Raw genomic sequence first — 17,780 nt, forward strand, 5'->3', positions numbered from 1 at the left:
GTTCCTCTATCGCCTTGCGCCCAGGAGTTCTCCGACCAGCACATCATCCACGTCGACGGATGCGAAATCGTCAAACGCCCTGTCGGCCTTGCGAATCATGTGACGTGTGATGAACGAAGCCCCTTCAGCCGCACCTTGTTCTGGATGCTTGAGCGCGCATTCCCACTCCAAAACTGCCCATCCGGCATAGCCGTACTGTGTCAGCTTTGAAAAGATTGCGCCGAAATCAATTTGTCCGTCGCCCAGCGAACGGAAGCGCCCTGGGCGGTCAACCCAGTCGGCATAGGAGCCATAGATTCCCGCTCGCCCGTTCGGACGGAATTCGGCATCCTTTACATGGAAAGCACGGATTCGCTGGTGATAGATATCGATGAAGGCGAGGTAGTCCAGCTGTTGCAGCATGAAGTGCGAAGGATCGTAGAGGATGTTCGCACGAGAATGCTGGCCGACCGCGTCCAGGAAGCGCTCGAAGGTGACGCCATCGTGCAGGTCTTCACCGGCATGCAGCTCGTAGCACAGATCAACGCCATTCTCCTCGAACGCATCGAGGATCGGCCGCCAGCGCCGCCCCAGTTCGGCAAACCCTTCCACCACCAAACCTGGCGGCCGCTGGGGCCAAGGGTAAACCAGATGCCACATCAGCGCGCCGGAGAAGGTGACGTGCGAGCGACAACCAAACCTCCGACTCGCCACTGCCGCCAGCTTGAGCTGTTCAATTGCCCAATCCTGCCGTGCCACTGGATCCCCACGATGCTGCTGTGGTGCAAATCCGTCAAACAGCCTGTCGTACGCGGGATGAACCGCGACAAGCTGCCCCTGCATGTGGGTCGAAAGTTCCGTCACCTCGACTCCGTTGGCAGCGCAGACGCCCTTGATTTCGTCGACATAGTCCTGGCTTTCCGCCGCCTTGGCGAGATCAATCAGGCGGCTGTCGGTCGTGGGGATTTGTACACCCTTGTAACCGTGCCCAGCAGCCCATTTCGTGATCATATCGAGTGAATTGAAAGGCGCTTCGTCACCGGTGAACTGGGCAAGGAAAATGGCTGGTCCCTTCATCATTGCGAAACTCCCTCGGCGAGGGTGACGTTTACCCGGACTCCGCCCCGCTCACTAGAGGCTACGCACGCTTCGATGAAAGCCATCCCGGCCAATGCATCGTCAATCGTCAAGCCCGACCTGTCTGCCCGAAGATCTCCGCGAACCCGTTCGCCAAAGACCCGATAGATATTGGCAAATGCTTCCAGGTACCCTTCTGGATGACCACCAGGCGTGCGCTGCAAGGCGATGATACCGGCCGGCAAGTAGCCTCGATCTGAACCTGCATGCCAGATTTCATCTGGGCGTCCTCGACGCTTGAGCATCAATTTGGTGGGCTCTTCCTGACACCAATGCAATCCCGCCTCATCACAGTAAATCGCGACGGAAAGGTCATTCATATCGCCGACGCAGACCTGGCTGGCAACCATCGTTCCCTTGCCACCTCCGCTCAGACGGAACATGGCCGCTCCATCATCGTCGATAGAGCGTCCGGACAGCATCGTCAGTTCGGCACAAAGTGAGGTGATCCGCTCGCCAGTGACAAATTCCACGAGATTGGCGGCATGCGTTCCGATATCCCCGAACGCACCCGACACGCCAGCGTGTGCAGGACTCATCCGCCACTGCGCCTGCTTGTTGTTCTCCATATCCAAAATTTGCGAAAGCCAGTCTTGCGTATACCTCACGATGACGCGGCGTACCGAGCCAACTGAGCCTCCTGCAATCATTTCACGAGCCAGCCTCACCATTGGATAACCCGTGTAGGTGTAGGTGACCGCGATCAGTCGACCCGTTCGCCGAGCCGCTTCCGCAATGGCGACTGCGTTTTCCATGGAATCCGCCAGCGGCTTGTCGAGAATGACATCAAACCCTGCCTCCATCGCTGCTATCGCCGGTGGCGCATGCATATGGTTCGGAGTGACGATGGCCACCGCTTCCATCCGCTCGCCGGCAGGCAGAGCAACCTCGCGTTCGAGCATCTCGATCCACGAGCCATAATTGCGATTTTCTGCCAAGCCGATGTCTTTGCCCGAGATCCTGGCCTTATCCGGCGTGGACGAAAGCGCGCCTGCGACCAATCGCCAATTACCCGCAACTGCTGCCGCCGTACGGTGCACGCTCCCGATGAAAGCGTCACGCCCACCGCCAATCATCCCGTATCTGATAGGTTCCATGGCCTCATGTTCTCGTTATTGCTCAACTTCCGGCTACGATTGTCAAGTCGCCGCCACAACCTCCGCGCTGTCCCGCTCTGCTACAGTAATCCCAGCGCCCCACGGCCGTATAGTCCGGCTCCGCCGATTCCCGGAGGCATCTGAGACTGCCGACTGAAGTATTCTGCTTCACAATACAAGCTCCCGTTTTCAGATCAGGATCGAAAGCACATCCAATCTGGCACACCTGAACGAAGTACCGCGACGCCTCACGCTCACGATGCGTCAGAGCTTCCCGCTGCGCAAAAACTCAACAGCGTAATGCGCTGCACGCGCCGAGAGTGCCATATACGTGAGAGACGGGTTTTGCGTCCCCGTCGACGTCATTGCGGACCCATCTGTTATGAAGAGATTCGGGACATCGTGGGCCTGGTTATACTGATTAAGAACAGAATCCTTTGGATTTCTTCCCATTCGGGCGGTCCCCATTTCATGAACCGATCCTTCCAAAGTGTCCGCACTTCCGACAAGCGAGACGATTCGGGCGCCCGCCGCCTCCATCATTTCCTTTGCATCTGCCTTTGCAGCCTCCATGAGCTGAAATTCGTTTTGCCCTGGCTGCCATACAATGTGAGGTATTGCCATTCCCCATTTATCCCTTCGGGTAGAATGGCGAGAGACCCGATTTTCCAAGTTCGGCAGCATCTCCAGACGAGCACCAAGGGACAGCATCCATGGGCCTGGCTTCCGAAGAATATCCTTTGCTGCTTCTCCGATTCCGATATTACTGAATCTGCCGCGCTCCCAGGTTGAACGCCATGCAACTCCCTGAAAAGCAAAACCTCTGTGGTAGGGTTCCCGAGTATCGATATTTCGATATTGCGGAATGTAAATGCCCGTCGGCTTGCGGCCTCGATAGTAGCGGTCGTCCAGGCCGGGATAAATTGCCGTCGCCGATACTCCGCCGACATGATCCATAAAGTTTCGCCCGACCATCCCGGAGCTATTCGCCAACCCGCTGGGCCATGCGTCCGTGGCGGAATTGAGCAATATCATCGTCGTTGGGATCGTCGAAGCGCAAAGAAAAATAACTCTCGCCTCGTATTTCCTCCCAATTCCAGTCTTGGCGTCCATCGCCTGAACTCCAGTCACTCGCCCGGCTTTGGAGTCATATATGAGGCTATGTGCAATCGTATCAGTCGCTGTCACGAGATTGCCGGTTCTTCTAGCGGCCGGCAGAGTGGAACTGAGACTGCAAAAGTATGCGCCAAGCGAACAACCGCGAGAACAGAACGAGCGCATTTGGCACTGTGCGCGCCCAAGCTCTGCGTGCTGCGGGAGCGCCTTGGACAGGTTCGCAGTCCGCCCGACGATGACCTTTCGCTCCGGGAATACCGCCGATACCTTGTCCCTGAAGTCCGCCTCACAGTCACTCATGGCCATCGGCGGAAGGAACTTGCCATCGGGCAACTGCGCCAGCCCTTCATACGACCCCGAAACACCTGCAAATTCTTCCACGTGGTCGTACCAGGGCGCAAGGTCCCCATACCGAATGGGCCAGTCCACGCCATACCCGTCCTTCAAGTTGGCGCCAAAATCGTAGTCACTCAATCGGAAGGACGCACGGCCCCACATGATGGATCTGCCGCCCAGCTGATACCCGCGTATCCAGTTGAATGGCTTTCCGGGCGGCGTGGAGTACGGGTGTTCGCTGTCCTTCACCCAGAACTTCTTCGTAGCTGCACAAAATGCATAAACGGTACTCTGAATGGGATAGTCGTTCCTCCTTTCGTCCTCTGGCACCTGATTGGCGTTCGACAACTCCCATGGCGAAAGGTCGTCGGTATAATCACGAGCGTCGACGTGGGATCCCCTCTCGATAAGGAGGGTTTTGAGACCGCGTTCAGTAAGCTCCTTTGCCGCCCAACCGCCGCTTATGCCGGATCCGATCACGATGGCATCAAACATTGCGCACAATTCTCCTCAGAAGGTCTCTCCCCATTCTGTCAGCATGTCCCATGCAGATGCGCGCACGCCCGAATTCAGCTCGAGCGAAGCTTCCCACGCGCCGGGAGAGTGCTCATAGACGAGCTCCTCCGTAGCTCCGGCTTCCGACATGTAGTACAAGGCGAAGATCATCCCCTTGAACATCTGGTAACCGCTTTCGGATCGATGCATATTGTCGTACGCGGTCAGAATATGCCGCTGATCGACAGAATCAATTTCTGCAATACTGTTCCCATGCTTACTAAAGGCATACATATCGATTTCATCAACAATTCTCATCATCTTGGCTTCCGTGTCCTTGGAAGCCCATGTTCGCAACAGCGCTTCAAGCCGACTCGGCACCCCAGCATCGAGCGCTCCAGGAGTATCGGTCCTGGGTATCATGGTGTCACATATAGCAGCAATCGAGTCCTTTTGATTCGCATCAAGAAACCTCGATTCTTCACTGCGTTGTCGGCCTTCTGGAAAACCGCTCGCCATGCTGGCCCAGGTTGCCAGCAATGAACCCTTCAAGATTGTGCGACGTTTGATTCCCACTGTGCCGTGTATAAGCCCCACGCTACAGCCCCCTTGCCGCCAGGATGGGCACAATATAATCGTGGGCCACCTTTGCAGAATCGAGTGGCGAAATCGGGTAGGGTGGTTCCTGCTCAAAATAAATATGCTGCACTGCTGACGTCCCGAGCGCATCCGCCACCGCGCCCCAATCCATAATCCCTTGACCAACATCTACCCCATGGAGCCCCGATTCACGTGTCGTGGCAGTAGCACCGAAATCCTTAAGGTGCACCTGAGTAATCCGACGCCCGTATTTGCGTAAAAGGTGAGCAGGATCGAACCCGGCTGCCGCAGCCCACCCTATATCGAGCTCGAAGTCGACAACTGCTTCGTCGGTTTCCGACATCAGCAAATCATAAGCATTGCGACCGTCGGGCAGATCGATCATTTCATAGCCATGATTATGATAGCTTAGACGCAGACCGGCATCCGCGAGAATGGCGCCGGATCGATTCAATCGATTTGCAAATTCCATCCACCGCTCGAGCGGTAGCGCCTTCACCGCCAGGGGCAGAAGCTGACCCAGCAGCTTGTAATCACTTTTCTCTTGTCGCTTGAGCGCAGCAAGTACCTCATTTTTATTCGATGGGATGTATGGAACAAGCTCCGACACTGGATATGCCGAAACAACGACATTCCGTACACCGATGCTGCGCGCGTATGCAATCAGTCCTTCTGGATCCGAAAGTGATGGAATTTCACCTGAGGAAGGGTCAAAACCGGTTGTCATGCTGGGGCACACGAAACCCGTCTTGTCCAGCACATTCCGAAAGCCCTGCACGGATAGACTTTCAATCGGGCCCTCGATTTCGCGGTATCCCATGACGAACAGCTGATTCAGGACCTCAATCAAGTTGGATACCGGCACATCGAGAAGCACGTATTTTTCAATTCCCAGTCTTTGCGACAGCGGCGCCTTTCCCCCTGAGTTCCGACTCGTCGATGCGTTGCCCACCGCATTCATGCTCACCGCAACCCCGGTCAATCCAAGTCCGAGTACTGCTTGCCGCCTTGATAGTGCCACTGGGATCCTCCATTATTGCGCGGAAAGAACTCGATCAGGGCAAACACCTGCGTCAAAAGCCATATCGAACGGTCAGACCCGCCTCCCGTCTTTCAGTTGCGGAAGTAAGGGAATATCCCGTGCTAGGCCCCAGTCCAAGTTGCGACTGAACTAGAGACGGTACGGCAATGTCTGCCTGCTTTGTTAGTATCGTTTTCTGATCAAAAACATTATTTATGTAGATTCCGATGTCCCACTGAGTTCCGGGATCACGCAAACCGGCGTAGAGATTGGTGATCGTATAGGCGTCCGCCTCAAATCCCGGCGATGCAAATTGGTTCTTTGGCGTATATGTCACGAGGGCGCGAAAATAGGCATCCAGATCATCTGAAACGTTCCAATCTTTTTCCGCCTGTACCGAGGCGTACCAGTCCGCATTACGGGAAAAGCTGCCTTTTGTGGTGCATAGCGCGATCGGGACACCTGCCGCGGCAAATCCATCAAGGGTGGGTGCTCCGTTATCAGCGACGCCGTCAAAATTCGCGTCATTACAAGGAAGAACGGCGCCAGCCAGGCGGCTACGCGCATAGCTGAGAGAGCCGCCGACAGAGAAGTTGCGCGAAGACTTGTATGTAAAATCGAAATCCAGACCATAAATCTTGCCGTCGGCATTTGCTTGCATTCCATTCGCGTTAGATGCAACCGACAACGGGAGGGCCGTATCGTTGACATAGGATATAAACGGCACCTGGTAAATGAAATTATCAAACTTCTGGTGAAACAAGGAGAGATTGAGTGCAAGTTGGCCATCAAGAAGCACCGTCTTCACACCAAATTCCACGTTATTCGATTCTTCCGGGTCCAGATTCGCATATTTTGTTACTCGCGGATCATTGGACTGAATGGCTGGATTATTAGCCCCCGGTCGCCAGCTGTGGCCATAGCTGACGTATGTCGTAACGTCATCATTAATATGGTGCGTAAGGGACGCTTGATACACCAACGGATGATATGTCTTATCAAAGTCGGGACCCATTGAGATGGGAAAGTCGGGAAGCGGCAGGTCACACTGCCCTGGACGATGCGTTGACGGAAATGCTGGACCTCCACCGGCGCTGGGCACATAAGAGCACATGCTATCGGGCACACCGGTGGCGACAACTCCGTTGATCACGGATCCTGACTGCCTGATCAACACGTCGTATTCCATATAGCGGATGCCAAGAAATACATCTGTTTTATCAGTTAAATGAACAGTCGCATTTCCATATATCGCCTTTTCCTCCCTTTCGATCGGGATATCTGCCTTTGTGCTATACCGATAATACGGATCGAACTGGTCCAAACCCAGATTTGGGCGAACTCCGAAGGCGCCAGGCAAAAAAGCTGCCGGAAGCATGGTTGCTGTAAAAGCCTTTTCACGCCTGTAATAGGCGCCAAGACCGTAATCCAGAGAATCGCGATATGACGCTTGCAACCTGAGTTCCTGCGTGACTACTTCTGCTGTAGTCGTGATGCGCCGCATTTTTTCCGGCGCAATCCAGAGATTGGACGACTCCCCATCTGTATAGGATGCGCCATAATCGTCTGCCTTGGTTTTTCCGTAGGACCCGACGTATATCAGTCGGTAGTCATCGTTTATATCCCAGCTAAAATCCCCAATCCAGTGCTTAAACCATTGCGCTCTTATGTGCGGTGTATGACTGACCGATCGGCGATCTCTTGTGGCAATTGCCGGTCCGTTGAAATTGGCCGGCATCCCAGGACCACTATATCCCGGCCCGGCAATCCACGGAAATTCATCGCGATCCGCTGAAAAGTGCTGATACATCAGATTGATCTTGATATTGTCCAGCGGCTGCGCGTAGCTCGCAACTCTCCAGCTATCCGTGTGATCATGAGATTTCTTTGAAGTGGTGATACTTTTCACGCCAGCTCCATCTCCATGATCGGTGATGCCGGCGAAGCGCAGAGCGAACTTGTTTTCAATGATGGGAAGGTTAAGGGCCGCCTCTGCCCTTCGCCTGCTGCGTGTCGATGCATTAAGACTGACGCGTCCCTCGGTTGCAGAGGGATCCGGACGCTTTGTGGTCACCGTGATTGCACCCGATGAAGCGGGCTCGCCCCGAAGAGTTCCTTGTGGTCCGCGCAAGACCTCTATTTGTTGGATGTCATAGGCCGCCTGATACATGAGGGTCGGGGTGACCGGAACCTCGTTAAGATAGGTCTGCACCGTCGGTAGCGCCGTACTGCTATCCGGTTTTGCCGCACCACGCAATGCGACGGTGGGATCACCCATACCGGGACGTGGCTTGAAGGTCAGACCAGGGGTGATCGCCGCCAGATCCGAACCATTGAATAGATTAAAGCTTTGGAGATCGGAATCCGTAATGGCTTTGATCGCCATGGGCACATCCTGCAAACGCTCATCTCTTCGTCGGGCGGTGACCACGATTTCCTCTAGGCGATCGGAAAGCAAGGGTGACGGAGATGGGCCAGGCTGATTCGCGTCCTGCGCGAATGCGCCGTTCACAGCCACGCCTGCAACAAGTGTTGACGCATAAGCGAGAGGCCGGAGTTTGCGCGACGTGCAGCTCTTCTTTTTCATGAACCAGAATCTCCGTTTTAGCTTCAATGGCTCTACACCTGATATCGCGTTGGCATTTATCGCAACCTGGATGCATGCGTCGGCAATCAAGGCTTCGAGCCCGCTTGTGACACTATACCTACCCGACAGCGCCTTCAGTTGCACTGTCGACACATCTTCATACGAAAACAACAGCTGGATGTTCGCCTGTTTCGCAAAGAGCACCAGCGCCTTGTCTGCGGTCGACGGAGGGATATCGAAATCAAATTCAGCCTCCTCACCATGAGCCGCCGCCATGAACAGCAACGTCAGGGTCAACACCGAAATGACTGTGGCCCACGCCCCGCCGCCTGTTGACAAGGCGGGGCGACTGCCAAGGCGCCATGCTTTGCGTTCGGCTTTTTTTGGCGCCAATACTGATGACACATCAGACATGGAAATCCACCATCCCATCCCGAGAAACTTCCTTCGACTCACGCACGCGCAGCGCAGGTGCCACCCAAAGGGTCAGTGAGCCGTGCCGTCCGGGGACTCGTGAAGAGAAAGCACGATCAGATCGTCTGCGATCCGGCGATGCTTGATGCCAAAGCCGGTGTCCAGTGCCTCGAGGAATGGCTCGATGTCGCCAATGTCGAAGTACCCTCCGATCCGGATCCGGGCAATGGCGGGATCGACGATTTCGAGACGCTGATTGGTGTAGCGCCCCACATCCTTCACGACCTCTGCCAGGGTCTGCCCGTCGAAGGCCCATTTGCCGCCCTTCCATGCGACGCGGCGGTCGAGTTGGGCCTCCGACAAGCGCCGCCGGGTCTCGATGCGTTCTGCATAACGCGTGAAATCGCCGGCACGCAGGGCCTGTGCATTCGATTTCGTGCTGTCGGGGCGGGCGACGCTGACACCAACCACACCTTCAGCCACGGCCACTTCCACGTCCTCATCCCGGATGCGCACGTTGAAGCTGGTACCAACCGCGCGGACCACCCCCTTGCCGGCGTAGACCACGAAGGGCACACGTGGATCCGGCGCGACGTCGAAGTAGACCTCGCCCGTGTTCAGATAAACCGATCGCTCGCGCGCATCGATATGCACACGCACTTCGCTGCGCGTGTTGAGGACAAGTTTCGATCCGTCGCCGAGCAGAACCTGGGACTGTTCGCCAGTACGGGTCTGATACACGGATTCAACGACCTTGTGGGCCGCAAGCCACGGCAGGAAATCCGGCTTGGTGACCGTCAAGACGGCGACGAGCAACACGCCCACAAGGCCCAGCGGTGCGGCCCATTGCCATGGCGCCCACGTCTTGCGTGGGGGCTCCGGTGACGGATTTTGCTGCAGCGGAATGACTTGTGCCAGCAATGCCAGGCAGTCGACCTGCTTCCAGGTCTGGGCCAGATATTCGAAGGCGGCTGCATGGTCTGCATCCTCTGCAAGCCAGGCTTGCAGACGCGCCTTCTCGTCATCGCACAGATCGTCGCTATCGACGCGCACCACCCACGCGGCGGCCTGCTCCTCGATCCGGCGTTTCCTGTGGATTGGAATGACGTTCTGCATCGCGGTCACTTCAGCTTCGAGCTGCGCTCGGCACCATACCCGACTTCATCAACCTGAATCGCGCGCAGTTGTTGCACACAGCGCGCCAGTGCTTTGGCCAAGTGCTTTTCGACCGTGCTGACGCTGATATCGAGGCGCAGTGCCACCTCCTGCTGCGAGAACCCGTACACCTTGCGCAGAACCAGAACCTGACGGCATTGCGGCGGCAAGGACGCCGCCACGCGACAGAACAGCTCGAAGTGCCGTTGCGCCATCACACGCGCCTCGGGTCCGACTTCACTATCATCCATGACATCCAGGGCGGCCGAATCCTCCAGTGAGTCTTCCATCTGATTGAATTTGCGCGCCCTGAGGTTGAACGCGAGGTTGCGGGCCGTTCGATAGAGATAGGCCTGGGGGTAGCGGATCTCGCCCTTGGCGGCTGCCTCGAGCACGCGGACGAAGCTCTCCTGTGCGACGTCCTCGGCATCTTCCGCTCGACCCAGATAGCGACCGAGGTAGCGTCGAAGGCGCCCGCGCAATCTGCCGATTTCCAGATTATTGAACATGTGTGCAGCCCTCGGACGGAGGCGGGGTCAATGTAGCACCATTTGGATGCTCACAGCCGCGGCGACAGGGGCGAGCGCCGGAAGGGCGACCGCCGGAAGGGCGACCGCCGGAAGGGCGACCGCCGGAAGGGCGACCGCCGGAAGGGCGACCGCCGGAAGGGCGACCGCCGGTCGCCCGTACAACCCCGTGCATTTCGATGCCGTAGGGGCCGACCGGCCGGTCGCCCGTGCATTCGCATCCCGTGGGTCGGGCTACCCATGGATGCCGTTGCGCCGCGCCCCCTAGGGTGCGATCAGCCTGCTGAAGCCACTCGCCTGGTCATAGGCATGAGCAAGCTGCAGGATCTCCAGGTCGCCACCATATTTCCCGAGAATCTGCAGCCCCATGGCACGGTTGGCCGAGTCAAACCCGGCGGGGACAACCCCGATCGGCAGCGCGGAAAGCGTCCCGATGCCGGCCACCTCCATCCACCGGTGGTATGTATCCATCGCATGGCCGGCAATCTCTTTCGGCCAATGCACGCTGGCCGCAAACGGAAAGACCTGGGCCGTGGGCAAGACGAGGAAATCGAACTGCTCGAGCAAGGCCCGGACCGCCTGGTACCAGGCGCTGCGAGTCGTTGCTGCCTGCGCCACATCGAGGCCGCTCAGGGCGAGTCCGGTTTCGATTTCCCAGATGGCTTCCGGCTTTATCTTGTCCCGCATCTGCGGCTGCTGATACATGCGCGCAAACCCGGAAGAGATGGCATGGCTGCGCATTGCCAACCAACTCCGCCACAGGGCCGGCATGTCAAAATCCGTCGTTGCCTCCTCAACGATGCAGCCGATATTCCGGAAATGCTGCAGAGCGTTTTCGCAGAGGCCGATGACGCCTGCCTCCATCGGCAGGTAGCCGTTGAAGTCACCGAGAAACCCTATCTGGGTCCCCTTGAACTCGCGTGCGAGCTTTACCGTGAAATCCACGGGCGCTTCGTTGATTGAGAGGGGAACGCGATCATCCGGGCCTGCCATCACGGACAACAGCAGCGCAACATCCGCAACGGTTCGCCCCATGGGCCCCTCTGTCGCCAGCTGCGAGAAAAAGACCTCGCTCGACGGCCAGTAGGGCACCCTGCCAAACGACGGACGCAACGAATAGATATTGTTCCAGCCTGCCGGGTTGCGTAGCGACCCCATCATGTCGCTGCCATCTGCGACGGGTAACAACCTCTGCGCCAGGGCAGTTGCGGCCCCTCCGCTGCTGCCTCCCGCCGTGAGCTTGCGGTTCCAGGCATTGCGAGTCGTACCAAACAGGCTGTTGTAGGTTTGCGAACCCAGTCCAAACTCAGGCATGTTTGTTCGCCCGACAAATATCGCCCCCGCAGCCCGCAGACGTGCGGCAAGCAAGCCGTCGTCCTTCGGTATGTTGTTCTTGAACAGAACCGACCCGAGTGTCGTGCGCATGCCGGCAACCTGTACGGCGTCCTTTGGCGCCATCGGCAGCCCGTGCAGGGGGCCAACCTCCTCCCCGCGCCGAAGCGCTGCGTCGGCCTTCTCTGCCAGAGCAAGCAGCTCCTCCGGGGACTCGAGCGAAACAATGGCGTTGAACGCCGGGTTCACCGCGTCGATTCGCGCGAGAAATGCCGTCATCACCTCCCGGCAGGACACTTTCCCCGCTCGGATGGCGTCCCGCAGTTCGATGGCAGACATCTCTGTAATGGGGTCTGCAACAGGATGGGCTCCATCGGCTGATACCCGGGTCGCCGCCAATGCTGCGGCACCGGTGGCTGCCGCCCTCAGCACGGTACGTCGGCTCACTGTCATGTGCTCTTGATCCATGTTGACGTTCATCCCGCAGGCGCTCCTCGGTTGTCGTACCGCAGTTGCATGTGACGCCGGTGTTCGGCCAGGTCCTTGGCGCGCTGGTCCGGCCCCACCGTGGGCGTATCCTTGGGCGGTTTCGTGTACGGCACGGTGAGCTTGACCTTTTGCGCCGCCGGGTGCCTTTCGGGATCGAACACCTTTTCCTTCATCCCGTCAAACCGCATCAGGATCCACATCAGGATCACACCGCGCTGGCGACCAGCGGCAGGGGCGACTGCGGAAAGGGACGACCGGACGGAAGGGCAACCGCCAGAGAGGGCGACCGCCAGGAAGGGCGACCGCGGGTCGCCCGTACGGTTGTGATGCCGGGGGAGGGCGACCGCGGGTCGCCCGTACGGTTGCGATGCTGCGGTAGGGGCGACCGGCGGTCGCCCGTACATTTCCGGCGGTCGCCCGTACAGTTCTGTAGAATTCATCCGCATTGCATGGGGACCGGCGCACAGATGGACGACAACGAATCCCGGCTGGTCGAAAGGCTGAGCACCGGACGCGCGTGGGAGGAATTCTGTGACGGGCTGAAGCGCGCGGGCAGCGTCGTCCTCGGCAACGCGCTCGCGAACACCTCACTCGACCGCGCCGAAGGCTACCGCTACCTGAGCCGGCTCGCGCGGCTTGCACTGGAGAAGTTCGTCGAGAGCAACGACCCGCGCACGCCGCGCTTCTACCAGTTGAGCCGGGAGGACGCGAAGATCGGCGCCGACAACCCCGACGCGTATTACCAGAACGCGTGCCTGAGCGGGGAGTACGAATACCGCCTGCGGGGCAAGCGCAATTCGGTGTTCTATCTCGGGATCGGCAGCTACGCCGGAAACTTCGGCAGCTCGGCTCCGTCGGGGCGAACCGGCTACATCGAGGGCGAGGAACTCGTCGTCGCGGACGATGGCAGTTTCGAGATCATCCTCAGCACCAGACCCCAGCACGGCAACTGGCTGCCGATGGAGCCGAACACCTCGTCGCTGATCGTTCGCCAGTTCTTCCTCGACAAGGCGAACGAGAAGGCAGCCGAGCTGCACCTGGAGCGCATCGATGGCGATGCACGGGCCCAGCCGCTGGCGCCTGTGGATCTCGCGAAGGCGCTGCAGGACAGTACGGCCTTCGTGAAGGGCACGGCCGAGCTGTTTGCCGGCTGGGTGCGCATCTTCGTCGAGCGCCCCAACGAGCTGAACCTGCTGCCGATCGAGAAGCGCGAGGCGGCGCACATGGATCCGAACCAGCCGTTCTTCTACCACGGCTACTGGTCGCTGGCACCCGACGAGGCGCTGCTGGTGTCCGCGACGGAACCCGAGTGCCGCTACTGGAACTTCCAGTTGAACAACATCTGGATGGAATCGCTCGATTATCGCCATCACCGGATCACGCTGAACAAACACAGCGTGACGAAGGATCCCGCCGGCCGGTTCACGATCGTGGTCGCCCACGCCGACCCCGGCGTCGCGAACTGGATCGACACCGCCGGACACACACACGGGACGATGGGCCTGCGCTGGAACGGGGTCGCCAACCCACCGCGTCCCGACTGTCGGGTCGTGAAGCTCGCCGAAATCACCGGCAACAGGGGGAGGTGCGACGGGGAATGACGCACACCGCATCGACCGTGGATGCCATGCTGGCCGAAGCAAGGAAGCGCACCGGGTTCGACGACTTCGGCGACGATGACTTCCTGCAGCCGCTCGGCGTGCTGCTGCGCTCGATCGAGGACGAGGCACACCTCGGCACGGCGGGTCGGCGCTCGCTCGAGGAGCGGATCGTCGGCCTGCTCGCCAACCGACTGCGCGTGCAGCACTGGTTGCAGCGTCATCCCGCGATAGGCGCAGAACGGCTCGCTGCGCCGCTGGTGATCGTCGGCTTCCCCCGGACCGGCACCACGATGCTGCAGCGGCTGCTGGCCAGTGACCCACGTTCGACCGCGTTGCTGTGGTGGGAGTCACGCAACCCCGCACCCTTCGACGGCTGGTCTCCGGCGCTCGCGGCCAGCGGTATGGACGCACGGATCGTCGACGCCAGGAAGCAGACCGCCGCGATGCTGGAGGCGAACCCGGATCTCGCAGCGGTTCACCCCTTCGACGCAGAAGCTCCGGACGAGGACGCGATGCTGCTCGAGCACAGCGTGCGCTCCACGGCGCCGGCAGCGCTGGCGCACGTGCCGACGTATCTGCACTGGCACAACACGCACGACAACAGCGCCGCGTATCGCTATCTGAAGCAGATGCTGCAGTTCATCCAGTGGCAGAAGCGCCTGCGCGGTGAGCGCATCGGGCGCTGGGTCCTGAAGGCGCCCGAGCACATGGCGCATGTCCGGCATCTGTTCGAGCAGTTTCCGGACGCGACCGTGATCCAGCCGCACCGCGACCCGGTCGATATCTATCCCTCGCTGGCGAGCATGATCTTCCAGTTGCGGCGCCTGGCGAGCAACGATGCAACCGCTGCCGAAGCCGCCGAGTACGTGCGCGCTTCATCGAAGCACCGCATCGCCCGGTTGATGGAAGCGCGGCGCGAGCTGCCGGCGACACGCTTCGTCGATATCTGGTACCGGGACGCGATGTCGGATCCGCTCGGCCAGGTCGAACCTATCTACGAGAGAGCGGGAATCGAGCTGACCGACGACGCGAGACAGCATATGCACGACTGGCTGCGCGCGAACCATCGCGAGCAGCGGCCGACGCACGAGTACCGCCTCGACCAGTTCGGTTTCGATGCGGACCGGATCCGCGAGGAACTGGCCGAATACCTGCAAACCTTCGTGATACCGCTCAGCCGCGGTAGTATCGGCACAACGCACCACGACCGGAGAACGCCATGAGGAACCTTGTCGGCACCGCAGCGCTTGCGGTGGCGCTGGCCGTCTGCGGCTGGTTCGTCGGTCACGGTTTCGAGCGTGGACACAACCCGCGCCACGTCACCGTGAAAGGCGTCTCCGAGCGCGAGGTGAAAGCCGATCTCGCGCTGTGGCCGTTGCGCTTCGTGCAGGCCGGTGACGAACTCGCCCAGGTGCAGGCCGCGATCCAGAAGGACGACACCACCGTCAGCGCCTTCCTCGCGCGCCATGGGCTCGACGACAGACAGGTGGCATTCCGTGATCTCGAAGTCACCGATCGCGCCGCGCAATCCTGGGCCTCCGACAACTACCCCTCGCGCTACATCATCTCGCGCACGGTGATGGTGCGCACCGCCGCAGTGGATACGGTATACCAGGCGGCGCAAGCCACCGGTGAGCTGGTCGATGCCGGCGTGGTGCTGGACACGCAGAACAACAACACTCCCACGTATCTGTACAACGGCCTGAACGAGCTGAAGCCGGCGATGATTGCCGAAGCGACCCGCAGCGCACGCGAGGCAGCGGATCAGTTCGCGCGCGATTCCGGCGCCCGCCTCGGCGGCATCGTCACCGCCAACCAGGGCGTGTTCCAGATCCTTGCGCGCGACAAGGCGCCGATGCTGCAGGAAGAGCGTCAGATCGCCAAGACCGTGCGCGTGGTCGCGACGATCGACTACGCGCTCGAGGATTGAGCGTCGCCCGAGGCAGACCGGAACCGCCGTCGCTGCGGTTCAACCGATCTGCTGCAGCGTCGCCAGGCCGTCGGCGTATTCCCAGTAGCCGCGCAGCGCCTTCAGCTTGCCGTGTGTGTCGACGCGGTACGTGAACACACCGTCGACGATCTGCCGGTAACGCTTGCCGTCGAAATCCAGTTCGATCGTCAGGCGCACCACGTTCGCGCACTCGTTGCCGGCCGCGGTGAACGACTCACGAATATCGATATCGATCGTCGAGTTGGCGATATTGCGGTCCCAGAACGCCTCGCGCGCGGCCGCTGTGTTCCAGCCCTTGCCCTCGGGATCCAGATCGGACTTGCCGATCGGATCCTCGATGATGCCATCCTCGGCGAACATGCCGAGCCAGGCGTTCCTGTCGTGGCTGCGTACATACTCGCGCGACTGCAGCGAGATCTGGTAGGCGCGATTGTTCTTGTCCATCGCAGGGCTCTCCTCGAGTGGTGTGCAGGCGGCATTGTAGCCGCGAATCCCGGCGCTACGGGCGCATGCGGCCCCTCGTGAAGAATCCGTCATCGCAATTGGTGCATATTAGAGTTGTCTTTTGACTCGAAGCCGCGCACCATCTGCGCACCTCAACCACGAGTGGACGATGCACCATGGCCTGCGATCATTCGGACCCTTCCGCAATCTACCCGTTCGACGCCCGCGGCGTCGCCAAGCGCTTCCGTCATGCCGCCATCTTCGGCGCGCTCGATGCGCTGACGCCGGGCGAGACGATGCGTTTCTGCAATGACCACGACCCGCTGCCGCTGCTGCACCAGATCGACCAGCGCTACGGGCCACACGTCGACATCCAGTACCGTCAGCGCGTTCCCGGCGAGATCGTGATCGATTTCATGCGCAAGTGATGCGCTCACGACCGGGTGCCGTTCAGCGCACCCGGTCGTCCTCGTTCGCACCGTCGCTGCCTGCACCCAGATAGCGGCGCACATTGCTCAGCACTCCCGTGCTCACCTGCCGCAGGCGGGGGCGTTCGGCTTCACTCCACGGAATCACGCGGCATGCCGCCATCGCGCGCAGGCCCAGCCGCGCAGTCAGGATGCCGGCTCCTATGCCCTGCGCCGCTCCCGTCGACAGCTTGGCCATCACGCCGGCGCCCATCACCTGCGTGCCCACCTCCGCCGCGACCTCGGCAGCACCGGCCAGTGCCATGTTGCGCAGAATCACGCGCAGCAGCCGGATGCGGCCCCAGTAACCCGCGTCCACGCCGTAGGCACGGGCGACATCCTCGACCAGGCGCAACTGGCGCCAGAGCACGAACAGCATGTCGATCAGCGGAAACCGGCTCAACGCGACCATCACGGTCACATCGCCCGCGTGCACGACCACCCGCTCGAGTGCGCGCGCGTCGGTTTCGGCGAGCACGGTCTGCCCATAGAGCGCCAGCACTTCACGATCGTTGTGGGTCTGGCTGAGCGAATCACGCCACCGGCGGAACGATTCGCGTCCGGTATCTCCGCTCAGCGTGGCGAGGCGCGTGCAGAACGCGACTCCTTCGCTGACGCCGTGGTGGCCGAGCAGGAACTGCGCCCGCTGCTGCAGCTCGTCGCGCCCGCGCAGCCGCCCGAGCGTACGCCAGAAGCGCCACAGTGCACTGCCTGCAGTGGCGAGCAGCAACAGCACCACCAGCGTCCAGCCAGCACCGAGCAGTGGTGACTCCTGCATCAGCCGCCACAGCTCGAAGCCCGTCTGCACCAGCAGCAACAGCGCCGCAAGGCCGATCGCGGTCGCGAACAGGGCAGCGCGCAGCCGCGTCCGCTTGCCCTGCTGCTGCAGCGGCGCCTCCATCCCGGCTTGCGCCGGATCGTCTGCGACCGGCTCCAGCCTGAGGCGGACCTGCGCAGACGCCGGTGCGGCAGCGGCTTCGTCGAGCGGGTCGAGTTCGGTGCGTCGGTCCTGCATCTGCTTTTCCTCGCCGT

Annotated in this window: 16 protein-coding genes; 4 read left to right on the forward strand and 12 right to left on the reverse strand. The window is 60.1% G+C overall.

The window, feature by feature from the left end; translation table 11 throughout:
- Nucleotides 1-6 precede the first annotated feature (6 nt).
- From H7A12_15955 to H7A12_16000, 10 genes are all read right to left on the reverse strand, one after another.
- On the reverse strand, nucleotides 7-1,056 hold the full coding sequence (locus H7A12_15955; protein MCP5322276.1) for a sugar phosphate isomerase/epimerase: 1,050 nt from the start codon (nucleotides 1,054-1,056) through the stop codon (nucleotides 7-9).
- Complete coding sequence (locus H7A12_15960) at nucleotides 1,056-2,213, reverse strand: Gfo/Idh/MocA family oxidoreductase (protein ID MCP5322277.1); 1,158 nt, start codon at nucleotides 2,211-2,213, stop codon at nucleotides 1,056-1,058. The genes H7A12_15955 and H7A12_15960 overlap by 1 nt, the downstream gene beginning before the upstream one ends.
- Before the next feature lie 264 nt (nucleotides 2,214-2,477).
- Complete coding sequence (locus H7A12_15965; protein ID MCP5322278.1) at nucleotides 2,478-4,160, reverse strand: GMC family oxidoreductase; 1,683 nt, start codon at nucleotides 4,158-4,160, stop codon at nucleotides 2,478-2,480.
- A 15-nt stretch (nucleotides 4,161-4,175) separates the two neighbouring features.
- Nucleotides 4,176-4,700, reverse strand: a complete 525-nt coding sequence (locus H7A12_15970; GenBank protein MCP5322279.1) for a gluconate 2-dehydrogenase subunit 3 family protein — start codon at nucleotides 4,698-4,700, stop codon at nucleotides 4,176-4,178.
- Nucleotides 4,701-4,758: 58 nt separating this feature from the next.
- Complete coding sequence (locus H7A12_15975) at nucleotides 4,759-5,721, reverse strand: TIM barrel protein (protein MCP5322280.1); 963 nt, start codon at nucleotides 5,719-5,721, stop codon at nucleotides 4,759-4,761.
- Between the two features lie 112 nt (nucleotides 5,722-5,833).
- A complete protein-coding gene (locus H7A12_15980; GenBank protein MCP5322281.1) occupies nucleotides 5,834-8,782 on the reverse strand; it encodes a TonB-dependent receptor in 2,949 nt (982 codons plus the stop codon).
- A 72-nt stretch (nucleotides 8,783-8,854) separates the two neighbouring features.
- Nucleotides 8,855-9,907, reverse strand: a complete 1,053-nt coding sequence (locus tag H7A12_15985; protein MCP5322282.1) for a FecR domain-containing protein — start codon at nucleotides 9,905-9,907, stop codon at nucleotides 8,855-8,857.
- Nucleotides 9,904-10,446 (reverse strand): sigma-70 family RNA polymerase sigma factor, encoded by a 543-nt coding sequence (locus tag H7A12_15990; protein ID MCP5322283.1) that lies wholly within the window; start codon nucleotides 10,444-10,446, stop codon nucleotides 9,904-9,906. Before H7A12_15990 ends, H7A12_15985 begins: the two co-directional genes overlap by 4 nt.
- Nucleotides 10,447-10,728: 282 nt before the next feature.
- On the reverse strand, nucleotides 10,729-12,249 hold the full coding sequence (locus H7A12_15995) for an amidase (GenBank protein MCP5322284.1): 1,521 nt from the start codon (nucleotides 12,247-12,249) through the stop codon (nucleotides 10,729-10,731).
- Between the two features lie 23 nt (nucleotides 12,250-12,272).
- Entirely contained in the window at nucleotides 12,273-12,485 is a 213-nt protein-coding gene (locus H7A12_16000; GenBank protein MCP5322285.1) for a hypothetical protein, read from the reverse strand.
- 267 nt (nucleotides 12,486-12,752) lie between these two features.
- On the opposite strand from H7A12_16000, the gene H7A12_16005 reads away from it, so the two are divergent.
- The 3 genes from H7A12_16005 to H7A12_16015 are packed head-to-tail and all read left to right on the forward strand — an operon-like array spanning nucleotide 12,753 to nucleotide 15,816.
- A complete protein-coding gene (locus tag H7A12_16005) occupies nucleotides 12,753-13,886 on the forward strand; it encodes a DUF1214 domain-containing protein (GenBank protein ID MCP5322286.1) in 1,134 nt (377 codons plus the stop codon).
- A complete protein-coding gene (locus tag H7A12_16010) occupies nucleotides 13,883-15,109 on the forward strand; it encodes a sulfotransferase (protein MCP5322287.1) in 1,227 nt (408 codons plus the stop codon). The genes H7A12_16005 and H7A12_16010 overlap by 4 nt, the downstream gene beginning before the upstream one ends.
- Complete coding sequence (locus tag H7A12_16015; protein ID MCP5322288.1) at nucleotides 15,106-15,816, forward strand: SIMPL domain-containing protein; 711 nt, start codon at nucleotides 15,106-15,108, stop codon at nucleotides 15,814-15,816. Before H7A12_16010 ends, H7A12_16015 begins: the two co-directional genes overlap by 4 nt.
- Nucleotides 15,817-15,855: 39 nt before the next feature.
- Here H7A12_16015 and H7A12_16020 read toward each other — a convergent pair whose 3' ends face one another.
- Nucleotides 15,856-16,281, reverse strand: coding sequence for a nuclear transport factor 2 family protein (locus H7A12_16020; protein MCP5322289.1), 426 nt, complete (start codon nucleotides 16,279-16,281; stop codon nucleotides 15,856-15,858).
- A 176-nt stretch (nucleotides 16,282-16,457) separates the two neighbouring features.
- Here H7A12_16020 and H7A12_16025 point away from each other — a divergent pair, with 176 nt between their 5' ends.
- Nucleotides 16,458-16,709 (forward strand): DUF2249 domain-containing protein, encoded by a 252-nt coding sequence (locus tag H7A12_16025; protein MCP5322290.1) that lies wholly within the window; start codon nucleotides 16,458-16,460, stop codon nucleotides 16,707-16,709.
- 22 nt (nucleotides 16,710-16,731) lie between these two features.
- On the opposite strand, the gene H7A12_16030 is transcribed toward H7A12_16025, so the two are convergent.
- Nucleotides 16,732-17,763 carry a TIGR01620 family protein gene (locus H7A12_16030; protein MCP5322291.1) on the reverse strand — a complete coding sequence of 344 codons (1,032 nt, stop codon included), beginning with the start codon at nucleotides 17,761-17,763 and terminating at the stop codon, nucleotides 16,732-16,734.
- Between the last annotated feature and the right edge of the window lie 17 nt (nucleotides 17,764-17,780).

It is taken from the genome of Pseudomonadales bacterium (assembly GCA_024234165.1).
GTDB lineage: Bacteria > Pseudomonadota > Gammaproteobacteria > Pseudomonadales > UBA5518 > UBA5518.

Bases quoted from the DNA above. Each gene is read 5' to 3' on its own strand.
- H7A12_15955 (MCP5322276.1), bottom strand. From the start codon at position 1,056: ATGAAGGGACCAGCCATTTTCCTTGCCCAGTTCACCGGTGACGAAGCG.
- H7A12_15960 (MCP5322277.1), bottom strand. From the start codon at position 2,213: ATGGAACCTATCAGATACGGGATGATTGGCGGTGGGCGTGACGCTTTC.
- H7A12_15965 (MCP5322278.1), bottom strand. From the start codon at position 4,160: ATGTTTGATGCCATCGTGATCGGATCCGGCATAAGCGGCGGTTGGGCG.
- H7A12_15975 (MCP5322280.1), bottom strand. From the start codon at position 5,721: ATGAATGCGGTGGGCAACGCATCGACGAGTCGGAACTCAGGGGGAAAG.
- H7A12_15980 (MCP5322281.1), bottom strand. From the start codon at position 8,782: ATGTCTGATGTGTCATCAGTATTGGCGCCAAAAAAAGCCGAACGCAAA.
- H7A12_15990 (MCP5322283.1), bottom strand. From the start codon at position 10,446: ATGTTCAATAATCTGGAAATCGGCAGATTGCGCGGGCGCCTTCGACGC.
- H7A12_15995 (MCP5322284.1), bottom strand. From the start codon at position 12,249: ATGACAGTGAGCCGACGTACCGTGCTGAGGGCGGCAGCCACCGGTGCC.
- H7A12_16000 (MCP5322285.1), bottom strand. From the start codon at position 12,485: ATGTGGATCCTGATGCGGTTTGACGGGATGAAGGAAAAGGTGTTCGAT.
- H7A12_16005 (MCP5322286.1), top strand. From the start codon at position 12,753: ATGGACGACAACGAATCCCGGCTGGTCGAAAGGCTGAGCACCGGACGC.
- H7A12_16010 (MCP5322287.1), top strand. From the start codon at position 13,883: ATGACGCACACCGCATCGACCGTGGATGCCATGCTGGCCGAAGCAAGG.
- H7A12_16015 (MCP5322288.1), top strand. From the start codon at position 15,106: ATGAGGAACCTTGTCGGCACCGCAGCGCTTGCGGTGGCGCTGGCCGTC.
- H7A12_16020 (MCP5322289.1), bottom strand. From the start codon at position 16,281: ATGGACAAGAACAATCGCGCCTACCAGATCTCGCTGCAGTCGCGCGAG.
- H7A12_16025 (MCP5322290.1), top strand. From the start codon at position 16,458: ATGGCCTGCGATCATTCGGACCCTTCCGCAATCTACCCGTTCGACGCC.
- H7A12_16030 (MCP5322291.1), bottom strand. From the start codon at position 17,763: ATGCAGGACCGACGCACCGAACTCGACCCGCTCGACGAAGCCGCTGCC.